The sequence below is a fragment of the Halanaerobium saccharolyticum genome, from assembly GCF_003053565.1.
GTDB lineage: Bacteria > Bacillota > Halanaerobiia > Halanaerobiales > Halanaerobiaceae > Halanaerobium > Halanaerobium saccharolyticum_B.
The window spans coordinates 1-25,066 of record NZ_QAXS01000017.1 but is presented as its reverse complement, the minus strand read 5'-3'; the positions used below and the strand labels follow the sequence as shown (position 1 = coordinate 25,066).

At 36.6% G+C, this 25,066-nt stretch carries 23 protein-coding genes and 1 riboswitch; of the genes, 3 read left to right on the top strand and 20 right to left on the bottom strand.

Translation table 11 applies throughout. From position 1 onward, the window contains the following. Positions 1-30 precede the first annotated feature (30 nt). The 9 genes from C8C76_RS07965 to clpB form a co-directional block, all read right to left on the bottom strand. Complete coding sequence (locus tag C8C76_RS07965; protein ID WP_181248171.1) at positions 31-1,182, bottom strand: potassium channel family protein; 1,152 nt, start codon at positions 1,180-1,182, stop codon at positions 31-33. Positions 1,183-1,343: 161 nt separating this feature from the next. Next, entirely contained in the window at positions 1,344-2,429 is a 1,086-nt protein-coding gene (xerA, locus tag C8C76_RS07960) for a site-specific tyrosine recombinase/integron integrase (RefSeq protein ID WP_108140482.1), read from the bottom strand. A gap of 84 nt (positions 2,430-2,513) precedes the next feature. Continuing rightward, a complete protein-coding gene (locus C8C76_RS15355) occupies positions 2,514-2,639 on the bottom strand; it encodes a hypothetical protein (RefSeq protein ID WP_258222448.1) in 126 nt (41 codons plus the stop codon). After that, positions 2,632-3,342, bottom strand: a complete 711-nt coding sequence (locus C8C76_RS07955) for an NAD(P)H-dependent oxidoreductase (protein ID WP_108140481.1) — start codon at positions 3,340-3,342, stop codon at positions 2,632-2,634. The genes C8C76_RS15355 and C8C76_RS07955 overlap by 8 nt, the downstream gene beginning before the upstream one ends. After that, on the bottom strand, positions 3,332-3,916 hold the full coding sequence (locus tag C8C76_RS07950; protein WP_108140479.1) for a flavodoxin family protein: 585 nt from the start codon (positions 3,914-3,916) through the stop codon (positions 3,332-3,334). Before C8C76_RS07950 ends, C8C76_RS07955 begins: the two co-directional genes overlap by 11 nt. 40 nt (positions 3,917-3,956) lie before the next feature. Next, positions 3,957-4,763 (bottom strand): aminoglycoside N(3)-acetyltransferase, encoded by an 807-nt coding sequence (locus C8C76_RS07945; protein ID WP_108140477.1) that lies wholly within the window; start codon positions 4,761-4,763, stop codon positions 3,957-3,959. 87 nt (positions 4,764-4,850) lie between these two features. After that, positions 4,851-5,612: a GNAT family N-acetyltransferase gene (locus tag C8C76_RS07940; protein ID WP_108140475.1), complete on the bottom strand. Its 762-nt coding sequence runs from the start codon at positions 5,610-5,612 to the stop codon at positions 4,851-4,853. Positions 5,613-5,653: 41 nt separating this feature from the next. Then, positions 5,654-6,808 (bottom strand): MFS transporter, encoded by a 1,155-nt coding sequence (locus tag C8C76_RS07935; RefSeq protein ID WP_108140473.1) that lies wholly within the window; start codon positions 6,806-6,808, stop codon positions 5,654-5,656. 168 nt (positions 6,809-6,976) lie between these two features. After that, positions 6,977-9,559, bottom strand: coding sequence for an ATP-dependent chaperone ClpB (gene clpB, locus C8C76_RS07930; protein ID WP_108140471.1), 2,583 nt, complete (start codon positions 9,557-9,559; stop codon positions 6,977-6,979). A gap of 190 nt (positions 9,560-9,749) precedes the next feature. Between clpB and xerA (C8C76_RS07925) the strand changes: the two genes are divergently transcribed. Next, positions 9,750-10,688 carry a site-specific tyrosine recombinase/integron integrase gene (gene xerA / locus C8C76_RS07925; protein WP_108140469.1) on the top strand — a complete coding sequence of 313 codons (939 nt, stop codon included), beginning with the start codon at positions 9,750-9,752 and terminating at the stop codon, positions 10,686-10,688. 67 nt (positions 10,689-10,755) lie between these two features. Here the strand turns inward: xerA (C8C76_RS07925) and C8C76_RS07920 are convergent, their stop codons facing one another. From C8C76_RS07920 to C8C76_RS07895, 6 genes are all read right to left on the bottom strand, one after another. Beyond that, positions 10,756-11,874, bottom strand: coding sequence for an aspartate aminotransferase family protein (locus C8C76_RS07920; RefSeq protein WP_108140467.1), 1,119 nt, complete (start codon positions 11,872-11,874; stop codon positions 10,756-10,758). Between the two features lie 158 nt (positions 11,875-12,032). Next, positions 12,033-12,731: a 2,3,4,5-tetrahydropyridine-2,6-dicarboxylate N-acetyltransferase gene (gene dapD, locus C8C76_RS07915; protein ID WP_108140465.1), complete on the bottom strand. Its 699-nt coding sequence runs from the start codon at positions 12,729-12,731 to the stop codon at positions 12,033-12,035. A 47-nt stretch (positions 12,732-12,778) separates the two neighbouring features. Beyond that, complete coding sequence (locus C8C76_RS07910; protein ID WP_108140464.1) at positions 12,779-13,432, bottom strand: 4-hydroxy-tetrahydrodipicolinate reductase; 654 nt, start codon at positions 13,430-13,432, stop codon at positions 12,779-12,781. After that, the gene (gene dapA / locus C8C76_RS07905; RefSeq protein ID WP_108140462.1) at positions 13,429-14,307 is read right to left on the bottom strand and encodes a 4-hydroxy-tetrahydrodipicolinate synthase; all 879 of its coding nucleotides are present in this window, start codon (positions 14,305-14,307) and stop codon (positions 13,429-13,431) included. Before dapA ends, C8C76_RS07910 begins: the two co-directional genes overlap by 4 nt. A gap of 1 nt (position 14,308) precedes the next feature. Continuing rightward, a complete protein-coding gene (locus C8C76_RS07900) occupies positions 14,309-15,541 on the bottom strand; it encodes a diaminopimelate decarboxylase family protein (protein ID WP_108140460.1) in 1,233 nt (410 codons plus the stop codon). 138 nt (positions 15,542-15,679) lie between these two features. Further along, a riboswitch (Lysine riboswitch) is annotated at positions 15,680-15,869 on the bottom strand. 132 nt (positions 15,870-16,001) lie between these two features. Beyond that, positions 16,002-16,496, bottom strand: coding sequence for a hypothetical protein (locus tag C8C76_RS07895; protein WP_108140458.1), 495 nt, complete (start codon positions 16,494-16,496; stop codon positions 16,002-16,004). Between the two features lie 198 nt (positions 16,497-16,694). Here C8C76_RS07895 and gdhA point away from each other — a divergent pair, with 198 nt between their 5' ends. Then, positions 16,695-18,035, top strand: a complete 1,341-nt coding sequence (gene gdhA / locus C8C76_RS07890; protein WP_108140456.1) for an NADP-specific glutamate dehydrogenase — start codon at positions 16,695-16,697, stop codon at positions 18,033-18,035. 149 nt (positions 18,036-18,184) lie between these two features. Here gdhA and C8C76_RS07885 read toward each other — a convergent pair whose 3' ends face one another. From C8C76_RS07885 to C8C76_RS07870, 4 genes are all read right to left on the bottom strand, one after another. After that, a complete protein-coding gene (locus tag C8C76_RS07885; RefSeq protein WP_108140454.1) occupies positions 18,185-19,033 on the bottom strand; it encodes an ABC transporter permease in 849 nt (282 codons plus the stop codon). A 102-nt stretch (positions 19,034-19,135) separates the two neighbouring features. Further along, positions 19,136-20,074, bottom strand: a complete 939-nt coding sequence (locus C8C76_RS07880) for an ABC transporter substrate-binding protein (RefSeq protein ID WP_108140452.1) — start codon at positions 20,072-20,074, stop codon at positions 19,136-19,138. A gap of 90 nt (positions 20,075-20,164) precedes the next feature. Beyond that, positions 20,165-21,346 (bottom strand): quaternary amine ABC transporter ATP-binding protein, encoded by a 1,182-nt coding sequence (locus C8C76_RS07875; protein WP_219909376.1) that lies wholly within the window; start codon positions 21,344-21,346, stop codon positions 20,165-20,167. Between the two features lie 302 nt (positions 21,347-21,648). After that, positions 21,649-22,446 carry an alpha/beta hydrolase gene (locus C8C76_RS07870; RefSeq protein ID WP_108140448.1) on the bottom strand — a complete coding sequence of 266 codons (798 nt, stop codon included), beginning with the start codon at positions 22,444-22,446 and terminating at the stop codon, positions 21,649-21,651. A gap of 383 nt (positions 22,447-22,829) precedes the next feature. On the opposite strand from C8C76_RS07870, the gene C8C76_RS07865 reads away from it, so the two are divergent. Then, a complete protein-coding gene (locus tag C8C76_RS07865; protein WP_108140446.1) occupies positions 22,830-24,422 on the top strand; it encodes a DEAD/DEAH box helicase in 1,593 nt (530 codons plus the stop codon). Positions 24,423-24,514: 92 nt separating this feature from the next. Here C8C76_RS07865 and C8C76_RS07860 read toward each other — a convergent pair whose 3' ends face one another. Continuing rightward, positions 24,515-24,838 carry a hypothetical protein gene (locus C8C76_RS07860; RefSeq protein WP_108140444.1) on the bottom strand — a complete coding sequence of 108 codons (324 nt, stop codon included), beginning with the start codon at positions 24,836-24,838 and terminating at the stop codon, positions 24,515-24,517. Positions 24,839-25,066 lie beyond the last annotated feature (228 nt).

Sequence of the window (25,066 nt, the reverse complement as noted above, 5' to 3'; positions counted from 1 at the left end):
GTTATCGGATGTACGGACGTGTTTTTAATATCATCTCATAAACTTTCTAGAAAAAACTGAAATGAATGCAGCAATTAAAAATGCTCCAATTAAAGCTTCAAAACTAGCAAATAATTTTATCCAAGATTTTGTTGGTACAAGATCACCATAGCCAAGAGTTACAAAAGTTACCATACTAAAATATAAACTTTCTAAAAAAGTTGAATCTTTTAAGCCTCCCGAAAAGAAATAAATAAAACTTGAACCTAAAATTGTTGAAATCCATAAGAATAAAATCCGTAACCAACTTGTACCATATTCAGTAGTAAAGTCGGCTAAACAAAACTCCAAAAATTTATGCAAATAAGAATTATATTGATTTCTTTTAGCTCTTCTTTCTAATTTAAAATATTTATCAGCTTCTTCTCTATCACCAGTTTCCTCACAAAACAATCTAGCTTTTCTACATAAAAACTCTTGCACTTTTTTATCTTCAAAAAATGTTTTTTTACATGTGACTTCCTTAAATTCAGATCCTGAAAATTTAACAGAATTCTTAAATATAGATCTATCAAAGTTAACATTATTATGAAATTTTGTATTATAGAAACGAACTTCCTTTTCAAATATTGAATCAGAAAAATTTGCCTTTAATACAAATTTTGTATTTGAAAAATCTGCTAATGACATAAAAATTGTCTTTCCACAATCTGTAATATCCAACATTTTGATTTTTGAATTTTTAAAGTTGGCTCTTCCAAAGAATTTTACATTTGAAAGATATATTTGATAAAAATCAATCGAAGAAAATTCGCAGTCTTTTTTAAAGACTACATTTTTAAAAGTTATACTTCCTTTGGGAGATTTTACGTAAGAAAAATTGACTTTTTCTTTAAAAAGAGTTCCCTCAAAAACACATTCATTAGTAAAATAGCTGTTATTAAATATAATTCTTTTTTTAATTTCTCTGTTTTTAAAAATTGATAAATCACAAAAATAAACCTCTGTTAAATCGAGTTCTTTATTTTTATTATTTTTAATTTTTTCGTTAAGTTTATCATTAAACAGTTCTTTAGGTTTTTTGTTATTTTTAGCATGTAATATGCAATAATTTTTTTTTGAATTCTTCCAAGCTTTATTATTACATTCATGGTATTTCCCGAAATCGTCTTTATAATTATGTTTGCATTTGTTTTTTTCCATAATTTCACTCCACATTCTTTAAAAAATAATATGAGTTTAATAAATGATTTAAAAGAAAATCTACCAAGTATTTCCGATAACTATCAATTTGCGAATAAAAGTTCATTATTTGTAAAAATGCTGGATCTTCACGTAGTTTTTTTCGTTAAAATCTGTATATATCATAACTTATCAAAAGGATTAGTTATTTCAATCAAATTTTTATTACTTACATGAGTATAAATCTCAGTTGTGGTCGAGCTCTTGTGCCCCAGCAGATTCTGAATATATCTCAGATCAACTCCCTGCTCCAGCAGATGGGTGGCAAAAGAATGCCTCAGCGAATGAATCCCAACCTCTTTATTGATCCCGGCTTTCCTGCAGGCGCGCTTAAAAACCTTCTGAGCACTCCGCTTTGAGAGATGCTTATCTTGGTTTTGCCCAGGGAAAAGCCACTGTGCATCATATTTATGCACCTGAAAAGCCTTCAAATAGAGCCTAAGTTTAGTTAAAGCACTTTTAGACAGCAGAGTATAACGATCCTTATATCCCTTTGCAGAACGGACATAAATCAGCATTCTATCAGAATCGATATCAGAAATTTTTAGTTTTACTACTTCACTTACCCTCAGGCCGGCTGAATAAGTTAAAATTAGGAGTAACTGATGTTTTAAATTATCAACAGACGCAATAATCTCCTTAACCTCTCTCTTATTTAAAACCTTGGGCAGCTTCTTTTTCTTTTTTGGGCGCAGCAGTTTGTTGTTAATTCCATCCAGTTCTAAAATTAACTTATTAAAAGTTTTAAAAGCACTGATAAACTGATTGGCATAAGAATGGGTGTTATTTAAATCCTCCAAAAGATACAGCACATAATCATTAATATCAGCCATTTCTATCTCAAAGAGATCTTTTTGAAGATATTTAATAAAGTTTTTATTGTGGTTTAAATAAGCCTTAATCGAATTTTGGGAATATCCCTTTAATTTCAGCTTCTTTTCAAATTGAGGCAGATAATGATGATTAAAATAGTCAGCAATTAATTCTGGAGCAGAAAAATCTTCTAACTTTGAATCAAAAAGTAGATATTCTCCTTTGAACATCTCTAAAAACAGGGCTAGATTGCTGTAGTTATTTTCAAAAGTCCAGTGCTTTCTTCTTGGATTCCAGCGGCTCCCAGGAATTGAGTTCATTTTTCTGATCATAACTTCATCATAATCAAAACTCACACAAATTAAATTTTTATTTTTATCTAACTTTAACCTCATTTAGTAAATAAGCTCCCATCTCTTATTGGTTTCCATATTCTTATATTTCTTTATCTGGCTTATTTTTCCTTTATTTTTATTAATTTATTTTTTTATTTTAAGCTGCTGAAAATTTAACAGGGCGAGGGCCAGAAAAGATAGAGATAGTATGAGATAGAAAACAGCAGTCACCAGCCACAACTTTTTATTTAACTCCAGATTTTTAATCATTAAGTCTCTCTCCTTTATAGGGCTGATCATTAATCTTTCTGTAGACACCATTTTTAAAGGCCTGAAAACGCCAGTTTAAATTGCCGACTAAGGTATAAAGCCACTTTTGAGAAATTAAAGGTTTAGAGGTCTTTTCAATTACAGTATTTGATAAATAATGATTTCTTACAATATCATCAGCTGCCTGATCAAGGCCTTCAATTAGATCTTTAGCCATTCCTCCCATCTCTGAGAAGGCTTTACCGCTGACTGCTCCACCCATGCCAACTGCAATTCCCCCAAGATATTTAAGTTTAGCTTCTCTGGCAAATTCCTGATAGACTTTAAGTGCGGTTTTATTCTGCTCAGCTTCTGGAAAACCGCAGTTAACTATTACAGCAAAACTCTGATTTTTAGCTGATTTAATATCATCTACATATAATTTTTTTCGTTGATCAGCAATTAAGCTTAAGGCCTTAATTACTTTTGCCGGCAGGGTATCAACATAAAGCGGAGCTGCCAGAATAATTAAATCGGCTTCCTCTACCTTTTCCAAAAATAGAGTCTGTTTCGCGTCAGTTCTTATTTCAGAATGAAGATGGAGGGCTTCAGTTTCAATATCATATTTTTCAAGTTTGGAAAGTAGATAAGATCCCAGGCTGGCTGAAGAACTATTGTTACCCTTTGGACTTCCAATTAATAATACTGCCCTTTTAATTGTCATTTTTTTCACCTGCTTTTTTTGAAAATTGATTGACAGTATCTTTTAATTCCTGATAATCCAAATCTGTTTCAGCAAAAACTTCAGTCTGGAAATGTGGAGAATGAAAATTAATGCTATTTCTTTCCACCAGATTTTTAAAAATTCGACTTGTCTGCTCATTAGTTTCTTCAATTATTCCAATAGCTAAAAGAGAAGGATATTTAGGATAACGCTTTTTGTGGTGGATTTCTCCTTTAACTTTCTTGAAATAGGGAGAAATAAGTGGAATCATTCTATCCAGAGCCTTTTTAAGCTGATAGGAATAACTGCCAAAGACAACTGGGGTCAGAAAAACCAAAAGATCAGAATTAATCAGCCTGGCTGCAGCCTCTCGGCCGTAATCATCAATTATACAGATTCCTGGTGTCTTTACCCAGCAGTCAAAACAGCCCAGGCAGTCAGCAATTTCTTTTTCTTTTAGTAAAATCTCTTCAACCTCAAAATCATTGGCCTGCAGCTCTTTACTGATTGTTTTTGAAAACTGCTCCAGAGTAATACCATCCAACTCTTCTCCATTTAAAATTAAAGCTCTCATTTTTTTCTCCTTTTAAATGCCGCTAAACAATAATTTCTAACTAGTCTCCTCTTTTTTCCAGCCAGTCAACTGCAAAATCAACTATTTCTTTCTGCTTAAATAATTTAGCTTCTGTTAGTCCAATTTTGGCGGTGCTGTAGTCATGTTCTGACTCAAAATCTTTTCCGATTGCAGGAAAGAGATCATCATTAAATTCTAGATCCTGATATTTTGTCCAGACATTTTTCCCGTTCTTTAAAACTGATGAGCCAAAGATTTTGATTTTAAGATCATGCTCTGCTCTGTATTCAGCAAGATGCAGTGAAGTATTACTGTCATGACCAACACCGATTAAAAGTATTTTTCCTTCTCTCCTGTAGATTTTAGCCAGAGGCGAGTTTTCTCCAAGAGCATAATCCAACTTATGATCGGCTGTTATCGCTTCTGCTTCCTTCCCCCAGGCTGCAAATGAGAGGCAGGGATGATCACTTCTTACAACTCCTGGAAATTTACGAAAAATTTCTGGAGTAACACCTAAGCCGCGGGTTGGAGTGACTTCTGGTCTGTAGGCCGGCATCTCCTCTCTAATTGTCTGATACCACTCTTCTGGCACCGGTGGATTGCCCCAGTATTTGGGTTCCGAGTAGTCTCCACTGTGAGCAGGCATGATCAGCGTTCCTTCTAAAGTAATAACCTTCTGCAGCGCTTCAATGAGAGCTACTGCTCCTCCACAGACCCAGCCCAGTTTGCTGAGGGCGGTGTGAACAATTACAACTTCCCCTTTTAGGTTTAATTTACTTAATTCGTTAATTAATGTTTTCTTTGTAACCGGTTCTTTGGTTTTTTCAATAATATCTGCTTCCTTCATTTTAACTGCCTCCATTATTTAATTATTCCACCGTGAAATCTACATTCGTAGACTTTATTATCTGCTTAAATTGCTCCTTTGTTAAGACTATTTTTCTTTTAGTTTAATCCAGCTGATCATTCTGTCAAATTCAAAGCCCAGTGAACTGAATAACTTTTTTGCTTTAAAATTATCAGGCTCGACATTTAAGAAAATATCCTTCCTATCTTTCCTTTTGTCGCTGATCAGCTTCTGCATAATCAGGCGGGCAAAGCCTTTTTTTCTAAAAGCTTCTCTAACATGAATAAAACCTAATGCGCCATCATCATGAGTCAATCCCCAGGCAGCAAGCTCTCCATTGATAATAATTCCAGCTGAGCAGTCTGCTGCTATTCTTTCCCTGATATAGGCTTTAGAAGTAAAATCCTGATAGTGGGAGTGAGCAAAGATAAAATCAGCATCTTTAGCTTCAAGGTCTCTGATTTTAAATTCAGACTCTATACTTCTTTCATTTTCAATCCTCTTATTATGCTCAAGTTCAGCTTTCACTGCAGCATTTTCAGCTAAAATTAATCTTTCAGTCTTTAATTCCCATTCGATTTCTCTCTTCTGACTGATAACTGGAAGCATCCAGTTTTCCAGAGAGGCAAAATAAAGAGTCCGATATTGAAATTTTTTCAATAATTCTTTTAATTCCTCTTTATTTTCGGCTGCTGGATAGCACCAGAGATGGTCGGTATTAACAGTAATCAAAATCGATTCTCCAGCCTGAAAACTTTCTTTGAGTCCATAGTTCTCGATTATCCCGATTATACTTATATTTTTAGCCCAATTTTTTCTCAACTTTTTTAAAATTTCATTTTTATTCATTATTATCTTCCTAACTCTGTCTACTAATTAATTTTTTACATTTATACCTTTTCAGCTTTATAAAAGCGGCTCAAGACTGCTCCCAGAATTCCTACCAGACCGATCATCCAGAAACCCATTTTGAGACCGGCCAAATCACTGATAGTTCCGACAAAGATTGGACCGGTAAACATGCCCAGTCCGTAAATTGCCTGGAAAAAGCCCATTGCAGTTCCCCGCTTGTTGGCCTCTACATTTTTGATGCTCAGCCCCATTAAAACCGGAAAGATCATTCCCTGAGCAAAGCCGTTCAGCATCTGGTTGAAATATAATAGATAGAGGTGATCGATTAAAGGCACCAGCAGACAGGATAAGGCAAGCAGTGAAAAGCCAACAGTGACAGTATTTTTTTCTCCCAGCCGCTGGCTGAAATAGCTGCCGCTTAAATAGGAGGACAAAATCCCGGGAATAGTTGTGATGGTTGTTAAAAGCCCCAGGTGAAAACTAGTTGCTCCCAGATTTTTGGCAGCCACCGGAATAAAACCAAAGGTGGTAGAGTGCGAAATCATCATCATTAAAATCGCCAGAAAAGAAACGGTTAAGAGGCTCTTGTTTCGGCCCACTTTTAAAATTTCTTTAAAAGTAATTGCCTGATGATCAACATCTTTCTTTTCATCAACTTTAAGACTTAAGCTAAAGCCAACTACTGCCCCGGCTGCAGCCAGTAAAAAGGGAAACTGCTGGCCCAGTGCTTGAGCTATTATCCCGCCCAGGAGCATTCCAACAACCTGACCCGATTTATTAGAAGCATTGATCAGACCAATTGCGTGAGCAGTATCATCTTTTTCAAAATAGGAAGAAAAAAGCACGGTAAAGCTGACCCAGGTGGCGGCAGATGCTCCTGCCAGAGAGCGAAAGACTAAAATTAAAGCCGGTGTCTCCGCAAACCACATCCCTGCGGTGCTTAAGAAACTCAGCAGAATACCAATATTGACAAAAATCTTTTTTTTATTAATCCTGTCCGAATATATTCCCAGTGGAATTCGAATCAACATCTGAGTAAAGCCATAGGAACCCAAAATTAAGCCGATCATCTTATGTGAGGCCCCAAGTGATTCTATGTAAGGAGAAAAAGTTGGAATATAGGCATACATTGAAAACCAGTAAAAAGCGGTGACCAAAATAAAGAGTCGAATATTATTCTTATTCTTTGACATTTAAATACCTCGCATTTTTAGATTAATAACTTCATTTAACAAATAAATTATGTCCAGTAGTTATATTTCGTGATAGAAGAATATTTTCCTTCATTAAAAGCAAAAAGCAGACCAGTAATTAACCGGTCTGCACTTAGAATTATTTTTATTTACTCAAACTCTGTTGAATTAATTATTAAATTTAAATTCACCATTTTCAAAATCGACTTCTACAGTATCTCCTTCTTTAATCTTTTCTTCCAGTAAGAGCATAGCCAGCTCATCTTTAATCTGATTTTGAATAACTCTTCTTAAAGGCCGGGCTCCATAAGCGGGATCAAAGCCGAGTTCTAAGAGCTCCTCTTTGGCTGCCCTTGTTAAATCAATTTCTATATCCTGTTCAGATAAGTTATCCTGCAGATAGGAAATCTGAATATCAATAATCTTAAAGATATCATCTTTGCTTAAGGAGTGGAAAATAATCTTTTCGTCGATTCGATTTAAGAACTCAGGTCTAAACTGCCCCTTGAGGGCTTCGTCAATTTCTTCTTTAATTTTTACTTCATCATCTAAATCCTGAATATACTGGGAGCCGACATTGGAGGTCATAATAATTACTGTGTTTCTAAAGTCAACTTCCTTACCCTGACTGTCAGTTAAGACTCCGTCATCAAGGATCTGGAGCAGGATATTGAATACATCCGGATGAGCTTTTTCGATCTCATCAAATAAAATAACAGAATAAGGATTGCGTCTCACCTTTTCTGTCAGCTGTCCACCTTCTTCAAAACCGACATAACCGGGAGGTGAACCGATCAGTTTGGAAACTGCATGTCTTTCCATGTACTCAGACATGTCAATTCTGGTCAGCGCTCTTTCGTCATCAAAGAGGTATTCCGCCAGAGTTTTGGCCAGCTCAGTTTTACCGACACCGGTTGGTCCCATAAACATAAAGGAAGCAAGTGGTCGATTGGCATCCTGAAGACCTGTGCGGGAGCGGCGAATTGCGTTGCTGACTGCTTTAACGGCATCATGCTGTCCAACGACTCTTTTTTCCAGCTCATCTTCTAAATGAATCAGCTTTTCTTTTTCCTCTTCCATCAGCTTCTGCAGTGGAATATCGGTCCAGAGAGAGACAATTTCTGCGATATCCTCTTCTGTTACTTCTTCTTTAACCAGATGGCCGACATCTTTTTGTGATTCTTCTACCTTTTTACTGACCTCGGCCAGCTCCTTACGCAGCTCATTTAACTCACCATAGCGGAGGCGGGCTGCTTCCTCATAATTGGCCTCTCTTTCGGCAGCTTCAGCTCGGTATTCAATCTGATCTATTTTTTCCTTCAGCTCCTGCATCTTAGCCAGCTGGTCTTTCTCGTTTTTCCATTTCAAGCGCAGGGGATCACGCTGATCCTTTAATTCCTGCAGTTTTACTTCAATCTCTTCCAGCAGCTCCTGAGCCTCATCTGTATCTTCATTTTTTAAGGCCTCTTTTTCTGTTTCCAGCCTTCTAACTCTGCGGTCCAGCTCATCAATCTCTATCGGCATCGAATCAATTTCAATTCTGATTTTAGAAGCCGCCTCATCAATCAAATCAATTGCCTTATCCGGCAGAAATCTTTCTGTCAGGTAGCGGTCCGAAAGTTTGGCGGCAGCTACTATTGCATTATCCGTAATTTTTATTCCGTGATGAATTTCATACTTTTCTTTTAAGCCTCTTAAAATTGAAACTGTATCATCAATATCGGGCTCTGAAACCTGTACCGGCTGAAATCTGCGCTCTAAAGCGGCATCTTTTTCGATATGCTTTTTATATTCAGCTAAAGTTGTTGCTCCAACACAGTGCAGTTCACCCCGAGCCAGGGCTGGTTTTAAAAGGTTGGCTGCATCCATAGAGCCTTCTGTAGCACCTGCGCCAACCAGGGTGTGCATCTCATCGATAAAGAGAATGATCTGACCTTCAGCCTTTTTAATCTCCTTTAAGACTGACTTTAATCTTTCTTCAAACTCACCTCTAAATTTGGTTCCAGCAACCAGAGAACCCATATCAAGGGAAATCACTTTTTTCTTCTTCAAGCCTTCGGGAACATCACCATTAATAATTCTCTGGGCCAGTCCTTCGACAATGGCAGTTTTACCGACACCCGGCTCACCGATTAAGACCGGATTATTTTTGCGGCGGCGGGATAAAACCTGCATCACCCTTCTAATTAAGTTATCACGGCCGATCACCGGATCCAGCTTACCATTTTTGGCCTGCTCGGTGATATCAATAGTATATTTTTCTAAAACATTAAAACCTTCTTCTCCCTGCTGGGAATCGATTTTATCTCCTCCCCGGACTTCCTGAATAATCTGCTTTAAGTCATTGTAATTTAAATTTTTCTCATAGAGCATTTTCCCCAGCTCAGTTTTGCGGTCTCTCAAAATTGCCAGCAGAAAGTGCTCGGTTGAAATATACTGATCCCCCAGAGCATCTGCCTGTTTTTCAGCTTCCCGCATAATATCATTGAGCTGATGGGACATGTAGGCCTGCCCACTCTGCTCTGAATATACCTGTGGCAGTTTTTTGAGCAGTTTTTCGTTTTCAGCCTTCAGCTCTGCTAGATTGGCTTCTGCCTTCTGCAGCAGGGGAATTACAATTCCGTCATCCTGATTTAATAAAGCTTTAAATAAATGGGAAGGAAAGATTTCCTGATGCTGATAATCTTTAGCAACATTTTGTGCTTCTACCAGACTCTGCTGTGCCTTGCGTGTAAACTTTTCCATATCCATCTTTTTATTCCTCCTTTGATTCTAAATATTCAATTTTAATATATTTTTTAAATTTGCTTTCTATAATAATTATAATACAAAGGTCAGAGAAGGTCAAGAGACAAAATAGAGGAAATTAACCTTTTTAATTGAATATAATATATATAGGATTGGACCTGGTTAAAAAGAAAAAAAGCACAAAGTAAAGGAAGTGATTAAGATTTCTCAATTAGATTTTTTACAGGCTTTAAATAAATTTAAAAAATATCTTGATGTGGAAAAAGGATATTCACAGCTGACAATTAAGGAATATGACAGTGATCTGCATCAATTACATAAATATCTGAGGGAAGAATTAGATTTTGAGGAAGGTTTTGAGCCGGATGAGGTTGATCGACTTGATATCTCAGAGTTTCTGGCTGATGCAGTGATTATTAATGACAATAAGGCAGTTACTAGAAATCGGAAGCTCTTTGCTGTCCGCTCTTTTTATAAGTATCTCCTCCACTACGGGATTGTGACCAAAAATCCGGCTGAGGCGATTGAAAGCAGCAAAACTGATAACAGGCTGGAGCCAATTTATCTAAAACTCAAAGAAGCTCAGAAATTTATTCAGGCAATTGATGAGCATGGTGGAATTAACCGCCTGCGTGATCTGGCGATAGTTAAGCTCTTTCTCTATGCCGGCCTCCGAATTTCTGAACTCGTTAATTTAGATTTTGACAATATTGATTTTGAAGATGGTTCAATTAAGTTTTACGGTAAGGGTAAAAAGGAGCGCTATGTGCCGCTGCATAATGATGTTGTTCTGGCAATCAGGCGCTATATGCGGGAGAGAAATTCGATTAAAATTAAGGACAGTGATGCCAGGCAGGCAGTCTTCATTTCCCGCCACGGCAGAAGGATCAGTCCGCGGACTATTCAGCTTTTCGTTAAAAAATATGCTAAAAAAGCAGGTTTAAGTAGAGCTGATAAAATTACTCCCCACAAACTCCGCCACACCTTTGCTTCTACTCTTTACAGACAGACAAAGGATATCAAGGTACTGCAGGACCTTTTGGGGCATGCCAATCTGTCTACAACTCAGATCTATACTCATGTCGACACTGAAGAAAAGAAAAATGCCATTGATGAAATGCCTGATTTTTAGAACTTAAAAACCAACTAAATTCAAAAAACCGGGTATCTGGAAATATTCTCCAGGTACCCGGTACCGTTTAAATTATTTTTTTCAATTTCTCTACCAGCTCATCAATTTCAAATTTAGTAATGTTAAGGGCCGGTAAGAAGCGGATCACTTTACCTTTAACAATATTCAGCAGAACCCCTTCTGCCTGAGCCTGATCTCTTAAATCAGGGATTTCTTCTTTTAGTTCAATTCCCAGCATTAAACCGATTCCTCTAACCTCTTTAATTTTATCAGATTCAAGCTCTTTTAATTTATTTAAAAAATATTCTCCTCTTTCAGCGATTGAAGCTTCCATTGTTTCTAATTTTTCCAGGACTACTTTGGCCCCTCTTAAGGCCAGTGGATTGGGAGCAAAGGTTGAGCCGTGATCACCGGGTTCTAAAACCTCGGTCATTTCTCCCTTCATAACTACAGCACCTAAAGGCAGACCACCACCAAGTGCTTTAGCAGCAGTAATTAAATCAGGTTTAAGATCAAAGTGCTTGTAGGAATATCTCTCTGCTGTTCTGTAAAGACCGGCCTGAACCTCATCAACTGCCAGAATCCAGTCATTTTGCTCAATCTGCTTATTTAATTCAGCCACAAATTCTGCTGATGCCGGCTGAACTCCACCAGATCCCTGCAGCGGTTCAAAAAACACTGCCTTGATCTCAGGATTTTGAGCTGCGGTCTCTTTTAGACTCTCAAGATCATTAAACTCAGCTTCGATTGTATCCGGCAGCAGCGGCTTAAACTGATCTCTGATCCCGGAGAAACCATTAACCGAAAGTGCTCCCAGACTTCTGCCGTGGAAGGAATTACTGAAAAATAGTATCTTACCTTCTCCAATTTTCTTTTTAATAATCTTTAAAGCAAGCTCAGTTGCCTCGGTTCCGGAATTAACAAAAAATGCTTTATCACCAGGGTCAGTTATTAACTCAGCTACTCTTTCTGTATCCTGGTCCAAAAAATAATTAGATGTATGTGCATATTTATGCAGTTTATCACTGATTGCATCCACAACTTCAGGGTGGCTGTGGCCTAAGGCCATTACTCCAATTCCAGCAAAGGTATCAAAATATTTATTGCCTTCCTGATCGTAGATATATACTCCTTCTGCCTTCTCGATTGTAAAATCATAACTGTTATAAAGTTCTAAATAACGCATTTTAATACACCCTTTTTAAAATTATTTGGGAAAAATTTATTTTCCTGCCTATTTAAAAGCTGACCGGAATAAATCCAGCCAGCTTAGAATTTATACTTTTAAGTTGTTATACTTAGTTTAGAATTATTTTTAATAAATCATATCAAATCTATTTTGATTTATAGCTGCCTCAGACTGGCCATTACTTCAGTCTTCTGCTTTGTCTTGTCATCTACATCTTTAATCTTTTTAGCAGGAGCACCAGCATAAACAGTACCTGCAGGTACATCATCAATTACAATTGAGCCGGCTGCAATTACAGCACCTTCACCAATCTGAACTCCTTCTAAAACAACTGCATTGGCACCGATAAGTACATTATCTTCCACAACAACCGGGTCAGCACTCGGCGGCTCAATTACTCCAGCCAGCACAGTTCCTGCACCGATATGGCAGTTATCACCAACAGTTGCCCGTCCTCCGAGCACTGTGTTCATATCGATCATTGTATTCTCGCCAATCTTAGCCCCTATGTTGATTACAGCTCCCATCATTAAAACACAGCCGTCACCAATTTCAACCTGATCGCGGATATGTACCCCTGGCTCTATGCGACAGTTGTACTGGCTGTAATCAGCTAAGGGAATAGCAGAATTTAACCTGTCCATTTCAATTCTGGACTGAGTTAATTTATCGCCCAGCTTTTCTTTTAAAGCTTCTGCTTCTTTCAGCTCACAGAAAACAACTCCTGAGCTGTCATCCCCATAATATTCGTAGCTGCTTAAAACTTCTTTTAATCCTTCACCCTTTAGATAAAATTTAACAGGTGTTTTTTTAGTCGAATTTGAAATATAGTCAATTAAATCGTAAGAATTCATATTTTTTCCTCCACTTATATCTTTTTATTAAACTTTATCATTTTGACTTAAGTTTGATCACTTAAAATTTGACTGAATGTATAAAAACCTGGATCCAGGTCTAAAATCGCCTCAGCACTCATCAAGACACCTCTGGTAAAAGCCTCTCTCGAGTAAGCTCTGTGCTTTAAAGTCAGCACCTCACCGGTACTGGCAAAGTCGACTTCATGTTCTCCAAACTCTGAGCCCAGTCTTTTTGAATGCATTTCTACTTCTCTATCCAGAAGATCTCCCAGCATAATCGCTGTTCCGGATGGTTTATCCTTTTTAAAGCGGTGGTGGGTTTCGGAAATTTCGATATCCCAGTCCTGGTCCACATACTGATTTACCTTTTTGATCAGTTCAGATAAGATATTAATACCGATCGAAAAATTAAAGCTCTGAATCACCGGTACTTTTTCTGCCAGTTTATCTAATTCAGCAAAATCATTTTCATCTAAGCCTGTAGTACCGATTACTAAAGGAACTTCTTTTTCTTCAATCACCCTGACTGTATCCGCAAAGGCTTCTTTTAAAGAAAAGTCAATAATTACTTCCGGTTTTTCAATTTCCTTTTCACCATTTTCATCCTTCTGATAGACCAGCTCGTGACCGGCTTCAGAAAATAATTCTTCTATTGCCTGGCCCATCCGGCCTGAATATCCTATAATTCCATATTTCATACTAAATCAAGCTCCTTCATTTCAGTTAAGATTAACTGCTGATGCTCTTTACTTAAATTAACTAAAGGTCGGCGCAGATTATTATTAGAAAGTCCTAGCTGCTGCATGGCAAATTTAATTGGAATTGGATTAACATCGACAAAGATTAAGCGCATCAGTTTTAAGTATTTATAATGTAAGTCTCTGGCTGCCTGATAATCCTCAGCTAAAATATGAGAAGTGATTTTTTTCATTACTCCCGGCAGTAAATTAGAAAATACAGAGATAACTCCACTACCTCCGGACATCATAAGCGGTAAAGCCTGATCATCATTGCCGGAAAGAATAGTTTTATTGTCTCTGACCAGTTCAATCACATTTAAAATCTGGCTCATATCTCCACTGGCCTCTTTGATGGCTACAATATTGTCCTCCATTTCAGCCATTTTCTTAAAAGTTTCCGGCTCAATGTTAACTCCAGTTCTGGAAGGGACATTATAGGCAATAATCGGCAGCTCAGTTTTGCTGGCCACATATGTGTAGTGGTCAACTAAACCCTGCTGACTTGTTTTATTATAATAAGGAGTTACTATTAAGAGTCCATCAGCACCATTTTCTGCTGCCAGCTCATTCATTTCAACAACCTTAGAGGTATCATTTGTTCCAGTTCCAACAATTACCGGCACCTTACCATCAGCCTTACTGACTGCCATTTCTGTCAGCAGTCTTCTTTCTTCTAAATGAACGGTAGGTGATTCACCAGTAGTCCCCAGCACAACCAGGGCATCAATTTCATTTTCTAACTGGTGGTCCAAAATCTTCTCAAAGAGCTCATAATCAACTTCACCGTTTTCTTTAAAAGGAGTAATTAAAGCAGTACCTACACCTTTAAACATATTAATAGCCTCCTATTACAGTAGTTGTATAATCTTCAAAAGTCTCATCCCGCCTGATCTGTTTAACCTCAGCGTCAGTTGTGTATAAAAATTCTCCGTTCCTCAGCATGCCGTTGTAATTAAAACCCATTGCGTGTCCGTGAGCCCCGGTATCGTGAATAACCAGCAGGTCTCCCAGTTTACTCAGCGGCAGTCTGCGGTCAATTGCAAACTTATCATTATTTTCACAGAGGGAGCCGATTACATCATATTCTTCAAATTTATCTTCTCCTCTGGCTTCTGCATCAATATTTGTTAAATGGTGGTAGCTTCTGTACATGGCCGGCCTCATTAAATCTGACATTGAGGCATCCACGCCCAGATATTTTTTGTAGGTTTCTTTTTCCTTAATCACCCTGGTTACTAAATAGCCTGACTCTCCGGTAATGTAGCGGCCTGACTCCATAAAAATCTTGGGCTGCAGTCCATTTTCTCTTAAAACTTTATCATAGGCTGCGTTGACTGCACCTGCAATCGCTTCGACATCAACCTCTGTCTCAGCCTGATAGGGTATCCCGATTCCTCCCCCAATATTAATGAAGTCAATTTCAACTTGATATTCTTCAATTATCTCTCTGGCAAAGTTGAAAAGCATCTCTGTATATTCACCAAAAATCTGCGGGTCATTTTCATTGGAAACTACCATCGTGTGCAGTCCAATTGAGTCGATTCCCTGCTCACTCAAAAAAGCCACCGCTTTTTTAATCTGTTCTGCAGTTGAGCCAAACTTTGACTCCTTGGAATCACCCATAATCTCATTTTCAATTGAGCCGGGGTTTAGTCTAAAACAGATATTATCCGGTATTATCTCATTTTCAAAAAGCTCATAAATATCTGCAGCCCAGTCAATATTAATGATACAGCCGCGGTCAACTGCATACTGATAAGCATCGATGGTGGTCAGATTGGAAGTAAACATTATCTCCTCACCATTAAAGCCGGCAGCTTCTGCCAGTTTAATTTCCGGCACAGTTGCTGCATCAACTCCACAGCTGTTTTCCTTCATCACCTTTAAAATATGAGGGTTGGGATTGGCCTTAATGGCAAAATACTCCTTAAAATCTACCCAGCTAAAGGCACTGATCAGTCTATTTAAACGGTCTACAATTGTCCTTTCGTCATAAATATGAAAAGGAGTTCCATATTCTCTAACTGTCTCTCTAATTTTTGCTTCAGGTATAGTTATTGTTTTCATAAATCTACTCCATTTTTAAATTATTGTCTAAAATTATTTTATCACAATTTGCTGGCAAAAGAAAAATATCTATAGATAACAAAAACTCAGCGAAATCGCTGAGTTAAATACTAATTCAGAGAAATCACCTCTTCCATCTTTTGAGATAGCTCAACATTAAAAGTCTGGATAAACTTTTAATGACAGTTCTGCATATTTTTTATACAGACCCAGCAGACAGCCATTAAACCCTGACTGAAAACTTCGGCAAATTAGCCTTTCTTCTGCAGCAGCGGTTTAAGCTTCAGCAGGCAGAATACTGATCAAAATTTGCGCCTCTACCTCACCAGAAGTGATGAGGCATTTTCCTATTGAAATTTATTATCTTTTAGCTTTGTTTAAGTATATATAATTGAAGAAAAGTTGTCAAGAAATAACTGATAATTTTTCTCACTAAATTTTCAGCTTCAGCTATTAACCTTTAAAGCCTCTTATCTATTTCCGGGATAATCAAAATAAGGGCAGCAGCAACAAAGCTAGAAGTAAAACTGTAAAGTAGTATTAATAATATTGAATTGCCTGCAGCCACTGAAGCCAGCACATTTCTCAGCGCCGTTCCTAAAATTGTATCGGTTAGAGTTAAAGTAAGATAAAAACCGCCTCCAAAGCCGACAGCTAAAATTAAAAAACTAAAGAATTTACTGTAGTTTTGCCTTAAAATTCTTTTGATTAAAACTGCCATTACAGCGTAGAAAAAAATAAAAAATAGCTGCTGAAAAAAGAAAAGCAGGGCCATAATAAAGCTAAGTAGAACTAAAGTAGAATATTCTCTGAGACTGAATTTGGAATAATTTAAATATAGAATTGTAGGAATAGTGACTGCATTAAAGACATTGGTCGATCCTTTAAAAAGAATAAAAGAAATAGTAATTAATGATAAACTGATTGCTGTATGGGTGAGTTCTCTTGTTTTCAAATTTTATCCTCCCAGGTAATATATTGCTCTTACTCGTTGATTATATTAATCTAAAGCTCGACTGTCAAGTTAAAGCGCTAAAGAAGTATCCTTGTATACACTCAAAACTTTGGCTGTTTTAATTGATTTTAAGTGAAATTTATATTAAGATTAATTTGTGATAGTTTAATGATAAAAAATTTTTGAGGAGTGAGAAGCATGAGCAATTATACTGAGCGAGTTTTAGAAATGGTAAAGGACAGAAATCCAGGTGAAGTAGAATTTCATCAGGCTGTCGAAGAAGTTTTAGAATCTTTAAATCCGGTTTTTGATAAACATCCTGAATACGAAGAAAATGGTATTTTAGAGAGAATTGTTGAGCCAGAAAGACAGATTATCTTCCGGGTTCCCTGGGTTGATGATGATGGTAATACCCATGTTAACCGCGGTTTTAGAATTGAATTTAATTCAGCCTTAGGACCTTATAAAGGTGGACTAAGATTTCATCCTTCTGTGTATACTGGTATAGTTAAGTTTTTAGGTTTTGAACAGATCTTTAAAAATGCTCTAACCGGTCGCCCTATTGGTGGCGGTAAGGGTGGAAGTGATTTTGATCCTAAGGGTAAATCTGACCAGGAAGTTATGCGCTTCTGTCAGAGTTTCATGACAGAGCTTGCCCGCCATATTGGAGATAAGACTGATGTTCCGGCTGGAGATATTGGTGTTGGTGGTAGAGAAATTGGTTATCTCTTCGGTCAGTACAAGAGAATTAAAAATAGATATGAAGCTGGAGTTTTAACTGGTAAGGGTTTAGACTGGGGTGGAAGTCTGGTAAGGACTGAAGCTACAGGTTATGGTCTGGTCTACATATTAGAAGAAATGCTTAAAGATAATAAAATTTCTTTAAATGATAAAAAAGTTGTAATTTCCGGTTCCGGTAATGTTGCTATCTATGCTAACGAAAAAGTAACTCAGCTGGGTGCCACAGTTGTAGCAATGAGTGATTCCTCCGGTTATTTTTATGATGAAAATGGAATTGACCTTGATCTGGTTAAAGAAATCAAGGAAGTTAACCGCGGCAGAATTAAGGAATACTTAGAAGAATATCCTGAGGCCGAGTATTATGATAACTGCAGTGATATCTGGTCAGTTGACTGTGACATAGCTCTTCCCTGTGCAACTCAAAATGAAATGGACGCAGCTGGAGCTCAGAAGTTAATTGATAACGGAGTTATCGCTATTGGTGAAGGTGCCAATATGCCCCTAACACCAGAGGCAATTAAACTGGTTAAAGATAATGACCTCTTCTATATTCCCGGTAAAGCTGCCAATGCTGGTGGTGTTGCAACTTCTGCTATCGAAATGACTCAAAATGCAATGTTCGATGAGTGGACATTTGATAAGGTTGATCAGGAGCTGCAGAAAATAATGGTTGGTATTTATAAAGATGCGAGTGCAGTTGCTGCAGAATACGGAATGGAAGGTGACCTGGTTGCAGGAGCCAATATTGCTGGTTTCTTAAAAGTTGCAAATGCAATGTTAGATCAGGGTGTAGTTTAAATCATAGTTTTCGATTATGAAAATCAAATAAATTAAAATACTAAAATCCCGCCCGGCAAATTAATGCTGAGCGGGATTTTTTTATCTGAAATAATTTATGATTTTAATGATTTGCTTTTAAATCTGCTTTTAACTTAATTTCAGCTTGATTATGAATCTCTACCAAACATTCTATCCAGTACCATAGCTATGATTACTACACCAAGACCAGCTTCAAAACCTAAGCCGATATCTACTGTATTTAAAGATCTTAAGACAGGTTTACCAAGTCCACCTGCACCAATCATGGCTGCAATAACTACCATGGAAAGTGAAAGCATAATACACTGATTGATTCCCATCATAATTGAAGGCATCGCCCCCGGCAGTTCAATTTTGAATAAAATCTGCCACCAGTTGGCACCAAAGGCATGACCTGCCTCTTCTAGCTCTTCGTCCACCTGTTTAATTCCTAAGTAAGTTAATCTTATTGGAGGTGCAATCGCAAAAACAACTGTTGCAATTACTCCCGAAACATTTCCCAGGCCGAAGAACATCAGGGCTGGAATTAAATAAACAAAGGGTGGAATTGTCTGCATAAAGTCTAAAATTGGTCGAGTTATTAAGTCGACAATTCTGTTATGAGCCTTTAAAATACCAATTGGAATACCAATTACAAGTGCCACTAAGACTGAAGTAATAATTGAAGCTAGAGTAACAATTAAGGGATCCCACATTTCAATATTTAATACAAGTCCCAGTCCAAGTGCAACAAAGACTGCCATCCTCTTTCCTTTAAGCTTCCAGGCTGCGGCAGCAAAGATTGCAATTAAAACTAAAGGGTGTGGGTAAGCTAAAATCATTTCTGCCGTACCAACAATTGATTCTATAATTGAAGAAAAACCATTTAAAGGGCCACTAAAATTAATTATTAAAAAATTAACCAAATTTTCTATCCAGTTTCCGAGAGGGATTTTTGTAGTTAAAAATTCAGTAATACTGTTAATAATGATCACCATCCTTATTTAATTTTAACTGGCGGCATCAAAATGATACCACCAGCTTTTATTAAATCTATTTAATCGAAATTATTTATTTTCTCAGTTATATTAGCTAAGAGTTTAATTACTTACTTTTTCTACTATTACTTTTCTGGCCATTCTACCATCAACACTATCCATTCCGAATACCCACTGATTAACAATATCTATATTATTAGCAATCCATTCTTCTGCAACTACTTCGGGATCACGTTCTTTATTTTGATATTCGTCAATCCAGACATTCTGAATTGGAGCAGTAACAGTAAACTGTTCCAAGAATTTATAGAAATTAGTGTTTTCATCCTGATATCCTTCTCTGGCTACAGTATAAACACTGTCTTCTTCTCCCCAGATTCCTTCAGGGTCTTCAAGATATTTAAGGTCAAACATTAAGTTCATATAGTGAGGTTTCCAGCCATTGAAAGCAATCCACTCTTCGTTATTAACAGCTCTCTGAACTGCAGAAAGCATTCCTGCTGTAGAGCTGGACTGTAAAGTCCAATCTTTTAAGTTATAGTTATTGTTCTTAATCGCATCCTGAATAACAATATTTCCTGCATTACCGGGTTCAAGACCATAAATCTTACTGCCAAATTTATCGGCATTTTCCTGCAGGTCTGCCAGTGATTTTACTCCTGCTTCATAAACATATTCAGGTACAGCTGTTCTATATACTACATCTTCTAAATTAACTCTAACATTATGAACTACACCTTTTTTCTCATACTCGGCATAAGTTTTTTCCATTGTCGGCAGCCAGTTACCTAAGAATACATCCAGATCTTTGTTTTCTAAACTTTTAAAGATAACTGATTCTGGAGCTGCTGTCATTTCAGTTTCATAGCCTAAATACTGAGCAATTTTAGCAGCAACATGAGTTTTAACTGTAACTCCAGGCCACTGAACATAACCAAATCTAACTGTATCTTCTGCTGCCTGAGCCTGTGGTACTGCAGCGAATAGTCCAAATCCTAGTAGAACGATTAATAAAGTTGAAATTAATTTTGTCTTATACATTTATATCCCTCCAGAGATATTATTAATTAATTTAACCTAAACTGAATTAGCAAATTTATATAAAAGTTTAAAATTAAGCTAAATTAAAGTTTAAACTTTTTCTGATGCCAGATTTGCTACCACATTTGTTTTAACAATTATTCCCTTTAATTTATCATTTTCATCAAGCACAGGCAGAGGTGTATCTATATCTGCAATTTTTGAGAATAAATCGTTGACACTTTCTTCTGGCTCAGCAATTGGAACCTCTTTAATAATTTCATCTAAATTTTCCTTGTCTTTATTCAAGGATTCAACAACATCTTCGATGGTAACAATTCCTCTGTATTTTCTATTTTCACCGAGTACAAAAATGCTGCCCAGCTCATTATGCCTCATTTTATGGAGTGCAGTCCTTAAACCATCCTGTTTATAGAGGACAGCTCTCGGTTTATCCATAATATCTTCAGCAGTTAAAACACGAGAACGGTTAACATCCTGAACAAATTCAGCTACATAATCATTTTCAGCGTTTGTCAGAATTTCTTCGTGATTACCTACCTGAACAATTTCTCCATCTTTCATGATTGCAATTCTATCACCAAGTTTTAGTGCCTCATCCAGGTCATGAGTAATAAAGACAATGGTTTTATCTATATGTTCATATAAGTCTAAAAGCTTATCCTGCATATCTTTTTTGATCAGTGGGTCAAGGGCACTAAATGGCTCATCCATCAGCAGAATATCTGTATCTACAGCCAGTGCTCTGGCAAGACCAACTCGCTGCTGCATTCCACCACTGAGCTGATCAGGCTTCTGGTCCTCATAGCCTTCCAGTCCAACCTGCTTGAGAGCGGTCATCGCTTTTTCTCTTCTCTGTTCTTTGTCCATTCCCTGAATTTCTAAACCGAATTCAGCATTTTCTAAAACTGTTCGGTAGGGAAAGAGGGCAAAATTTTGAAAAACCATTCCAAACTTTTCTTTTCTAAACTCACGCAGCTCGTTTTTATTCAGCTCCATAATATTGGTTCCATCGATCTCTACACTGCCGGCTGTTGGCTCAACCAGTCTGTTTAAAGTTCTAAGCAGAGTTGATTTACCACTACCAGAAAGACCCATGATTACAAATATCTCGCCTTCTTCTACTTCAAAACTGGCGTTATTAATTCCGACGGTAGCACCTGTTTTTTCTAAAATATCATCTTTACTTTTTCCATTTTTCAGCATTTCAATTTCTTTTTGGCCTTTACCGTCAAAAACTTTATAAAGATTTTCCGCTTTTATTTTCAATATTTTCACCTCTTTATTTGGGTTTTTGCCAGAAAATTTACTGGCATTAAAAAAGGTTTAGAAAATGTTCTCACAGAACAAATTCTAAACCTTATGATTAAAATTATCGTTCATTTAATTATTATCAGCAAGCAAATGACTCTGATAATAACGCGGGATAAAATCAACCCGCTTGCTTAACTCCTTAACAAGAATAACAAACTCGCTGTAGTCTGTCAAACCGATAGCTAAATTAAAAATTGTCATTAAATTTATAATATATTTAACTGTTTAACTCATCCAGACTACAGCAGTCCATAAGCAGTTTATTTTTTAAGCGGCAGCCAGTCAATTACAGTCTGAATTTTCTTATCCCAGTACCACCACTCATGGGCAGCCTTTTCTTCTTCATATTTTAATTTAATATTATTTTTGCTGCAGAATTTTTTAAATTTTTGATTATCCTGATATAAAAAGTCTTCAGTCCCACAGCACTGATATAATTTTGGAATTTCAGCCTGGCGTCCTTTTAACCTTTTGAGCAGATAAAATAAATCATTATTTGAATTCTTTACTTTCTCTAAATCTCCAAAAATCCATTTAAATTCCTCATAAAGTTCTCCTGCTTCATTTTTATTTGTAACATGTTCGGCCATATTTACAGCGCCTGATAAACTGGCAGCAGCGGCAAAACGCTCCGGCTGATTTAAGGCGAGTTTAAAAGCACCATAGCCTCCCATTGAAAGTCCGGCGACAAATGTATCTTCTCTTTTATTACTGAGCGGCAGTATCTTTTCCAATTTCTGCGGCAGCTCCTGACTGAGGTAAGTAAAATAATTCTGCCCCTCTGCCATATCAGTATAAAAGCTGCGGTGAACATTGGGCATAATCACAGCCAGTCCAGCATCTTCTGCATATCTTTCTATTGAACTCCGCCGCATCCAGGAGCTGTGATCATCAGATAAACCATGGAGCAGATATAAAACTGGATATTCATCTTCAAATTCTCGGATAACATCTCTTTCAGATTTACCTACTTTTTTGTATGTCTCAGGTAAAATAATATTAACTGGAGAAGCCATACCTATACTATCACTAAATAAATTTAATTCTAAAAGTGCCATAAAAATCCTCCTATTCGGTTCTTTTATTTATTATTATAATTATTCTAAACTTTAAATATTCCTGCTTAAAAATTTAATTAATATGTGAATCATTTCTTTTAAACCAGGTCCAAATCGGGCGTTTTGGACCTGGTTTAAAAAGATTTGACTTTAGCTCCAGGCTGGGATATACTAAAAGAGCTGACTAAAAAAATTAGTGTTTTATAACTTAATAGATAATATAGCAACTAAGCCCTGACTATATGAAATGTAGTCGGGGTTTTTTAGCGTCTACTTATATAAGTATAGATTTATCAACCGGATGCAGTATTATTTGTTAAGAAATTTGTGTGGTTGGTAGATTTAGTATAAGAATATAATTAAAAAAGGAAGTGGAAGTAAATTTGCAAAAGATTAAATTTAATGAACTAAACGTATCAGATGAGATTTTAAAGGCAGTTGAAGAAATGGGTTTTGAGGAAACTACCCCGATTCAGACAAATGCTATTCCGGCTGTACTTAATGGTAAAGACATCGTAGGTCAGGCCCAGACAGGAACCGGTAAAACAGCAGCCTTTGGTATCCCTCTTTTAGAAGAAATGGATGCTGAGAACAAAAATCCTCAGGCAATTATTCTCTGTCCAACCAGAGAACTTGCTATTCAGGTATCAGAAGAATTAAAAAGACTGGCAAAATATAAGAGAAGAATTTATACTCTCCCGGTTTATGGTGGACAGTCAATCGGACGCCAGATCAAAGCTTTAAATAAAGGTGTACAGATTGTTATTGGTACTCCCGGTAGAGTAATGGATCACATTCGTCGTGGTACATTGAAACTTGACAATATAGATTATTTTGTCCTTGATGAAGCTGATGTAATGCTCGATATGGGCTTTATTGATGATATTGAAACTGTGTTAAGAGATATTCCAGAAGACAGACAGACTCTCTTCTTTTCTGCTACTATTCCCAAATCTATTAAAAGATTGAGTAAAAAGTATCAGAAAAACTCAGAGTTTTTAAGAGTTGCTCACGAAAAATTAACCGTTCCTTCTATTGATCAGTACTACTATGAGATTAGAAGACACGATAAACTTAAAGCTTTAACCAGAATCCTTGACTTAAGCAGTCCAGAACTGGCTATTGTTTTCTGTAACACCAGAAAAATGGTTGACGAGCTGAATATTAAGCTGCAGGCTCGCGGTTATTTATCTGATGCTATCCACGGTGGTTTAAACCAGAATCAGCGTGATCGAGTAATGGGTAAATTCAGAAATGGAATTATCGAAGTACTGGTAGCTACAGATGTAGCAGCGCGCGGGATTGATGTAGATGATGTAGAAGCAGTATTTAACTATGATCTACCACAGGATACTGACTATTATGTACACAGAATTGGTCGTACAGGTAGAGCAGGAAAAAGTGGTGAAGCTCACAGTTTTGTAGTGGGTAAGGATATCTATAAGTTGAGAGATATTCAAAAATATACAAAATCTAAAATTAAAAGATCAGAGATTCCTTCTCAGTCTGATATTGAAGCAGCTCAATTTGAGCAGTTTAATGATGAACTGAGCAGTTATATGGATTCTGCTGATTTAGGAAAATATATTGAGTTAATTGAAGACTTAGTTGATGAGCAGTATTCTGCCCTTGAAATTGCAGCTGCTTTAATGAAAAAGTCAATGGAAAGAGAAGATAATGATGATAATCAGGCCGAAAATTCAGGTCAGAGCTTTGGTGATACTGGAGCTGAGCCGGGAATGGTTAGATTATTTATCAATATTGGTAAAAAAGATAGAGTTTCTCCCCGCCACATTGTAGGAGCTATTGCTGGTGAAACAGGAATGCCCGGTGGTTTAATTGGAGCAATTGATATCTATGATAACTTTACTTTTGTGGAAGTTCCCAGAGAAAAAGGTCATGAAGTATTACAGATCATGAAGGACAACTACATTAAAGGAACTAAAGTTAACATTGAAGCTGCAAGAGCTAAGTAAAACTATAAAAAAATAGAATAAATAACAAAAAGGTACTGAGAGCAGTTTGCTCCCGGTACCTTTTCTTTTTGTCTTTAGTTTTTAAAGATTTTTTAAGGAACAGCAATTAACATAGATGTTAGTCCAGTTTGTACAGATTGTTGATTAATTAACTCATCATGGTTAATAACTAGTATTGAAGCAAAATGAGGATCATCTAAAGTTAAATTAGTATTTAAACTTAATTGATCAGTATTGATTTCTAAAACTTTATTTGGATCTGATAAATTTTTATCTCCAAGAGAAATCACACCCAGAGAATCAGCTGAGTAGTTTTTAATATTTGCTGTAAAGCTAAATCCATCACTATAATTTGGTTCAAACTGAGAAATTTCTGGTGATTTTGATGGAGATTCAGCCTGATAAGTTGTTGTCATTTTTTTCAGTTGATTTTTATTATCATCAAATATTAATTCATCAATATTATAACTTATTTTTTTCTTTCCTGTATCAATAGGCTCTAAATTACTATCTGTTGGTGGTTTTCCCTTAATTTGATATTCAAAAACTCACTAGCATTGCATAAAAATATTTAAGCATTGTCAAATTTAAGTTATTGAGAACATATACTATCTACAGAATATTCAGTCACTACCTTATCCTTT

What these genes read in the sequence shown, in the direction of transcription:
- C8C76_RS07965 (WP_181248171.1), bottom strand. Translation starts at nt 1,182, where the DNA reads ATGGAAAAAAACAAATGCAAACATAATTATAAAGACGATTTCGGGAAA.
- xerA (WP_108140482.1), bottom strand. Translation starts at nt 2,429, where the DNA reads ATGAGGTTAAAGTTAGATAAAAATAAAAATTTAATTTGTGTGAGTTTT.
- C8C76_RS15355 (WP_258222448.1), bottom strand. Translation starts at nt 2,639, where the DNA reads ATGATTAAAAATCTGGAGTTAAATAAAAAGTTGTGGCTGGTGACTGCT.
- C8C76_RS07955 (WP_108140481.1), bottom strand. Translation starts at nt 3,342, where the DNA reads ATGACAATTAAAAGGGCAGTATTATTAATTGGAAGTCCAAAGGGTAAC.
- C8C76_RS07950 (WP_108140479.1), bottom strand. Translation starts at nt 3,916, where the DNA reads ATGAGAGCTTTAATTTTAAATGGAGAAGAGTTGGATGGTATTACTCTG.
- C8C76_RS07945 (WP_108140477.1), bottom strand. Translation starts at nt 4,763, where the DNA reads ATGAAGGAAGCAGATATTATTGAAAAAACCAAAGAACCGGTTACAAAG.
- C8C76_RS07940 (WP_108140475.1), bottom strand. Translation starts at nt 5,612, where the DNA reads ATGAATAAAAATGAAATTTTAAAAAAGTTGAGAAAAAATTGGGCTAAA.
- C8C76_RS07935 (WP_108140473.1), bottom strand. Translation starts at nt 6,808, where the DNA reads ATGTCAAAGAATAAGAATAATATTCGACTCTTTATTTTGGTCACCGCT.
- clpB (WP_108140471.1), bottom strand. Translation starts at nt 9,559, where the DNA reads ATGGATATGGAAAAGTTTACACGCAAGGCACAGCAGAGTCTGGTAGAA.
- C8C76_RS07920 (WP_108140467.1), bottom strand. Translation starts at nt 11,874, where the DNA reads ATGCGTTATTTAGAACTTTATAACAGTTATGATTTTACAATCGAGAAG.
- dapD (WP_108140465.1), bottom strand. Translation starts at nt 12,731, where the DNA reads ATGAATTCTTACGATTTAATTGACTATATTTCAAATTCGACTAAAAAA.
- C8C76_RS07910 (WP_108140464.1), bottom strand. Translation starts at nt 13,432, where the DNA reads ATGAAATATGGAATTATAGGATATTCAGGCCGGATGGGCCAGGCAATA.
- dapA (WP_108140462.1), bottom strand. Translation starts at nt 14,307, where the DNA reads ATGTTTAAAGGTGTAGGTACTGCTTTAATTACTCCTTTTAAAGAAAAC.
- C8C76_RS07900 (WP_108140460.1), bottom strand. Translation starts at nt 15,541, where the DNA reads ATGAAAACAATAACTATACCTGAAGCAAAAATTAGAGAGACAGTTAGA.
- gdhA (WP_108140456.1), top strand. Translation starts at nt 16,695, where the DNA reads ATGAGCAATTATACTGAGCGAGTTTTAGAAATGGTAAAGGACAGAAAT.
- C8C76_RS07885 (WP_108140454.1), bottom strand. Translation starts at nt 19,033, where the DNA reads ATGGTGATCATTATTAACAGTATTACTGAATTTTTAACTACAAAAATC.
- C8C76_RS07880 (WP_108140452.1), bottom strand. Translation starts at nt 20,074, where the DNA reads ATGTATAAGACAAAATTAATTTCAACTTTATTAATCGTTCTACTAGGA.
- C8C76_RS07870 (WP_108140448.1), bottom strand. Translation starts at nt 22,446, where the DNA reads ATGGCACTTTTAGAATTAAATTTATTTAGTGATAGTATAGGTATGGCT.
- C8C76_RS07860 (WP_108140444.1), bottom strand. Translation starts at nt 24,838, where the DNA reads ATGACAACAACTTATCAGGCTGAATCTCCATCAAAATCACCAGAAATT.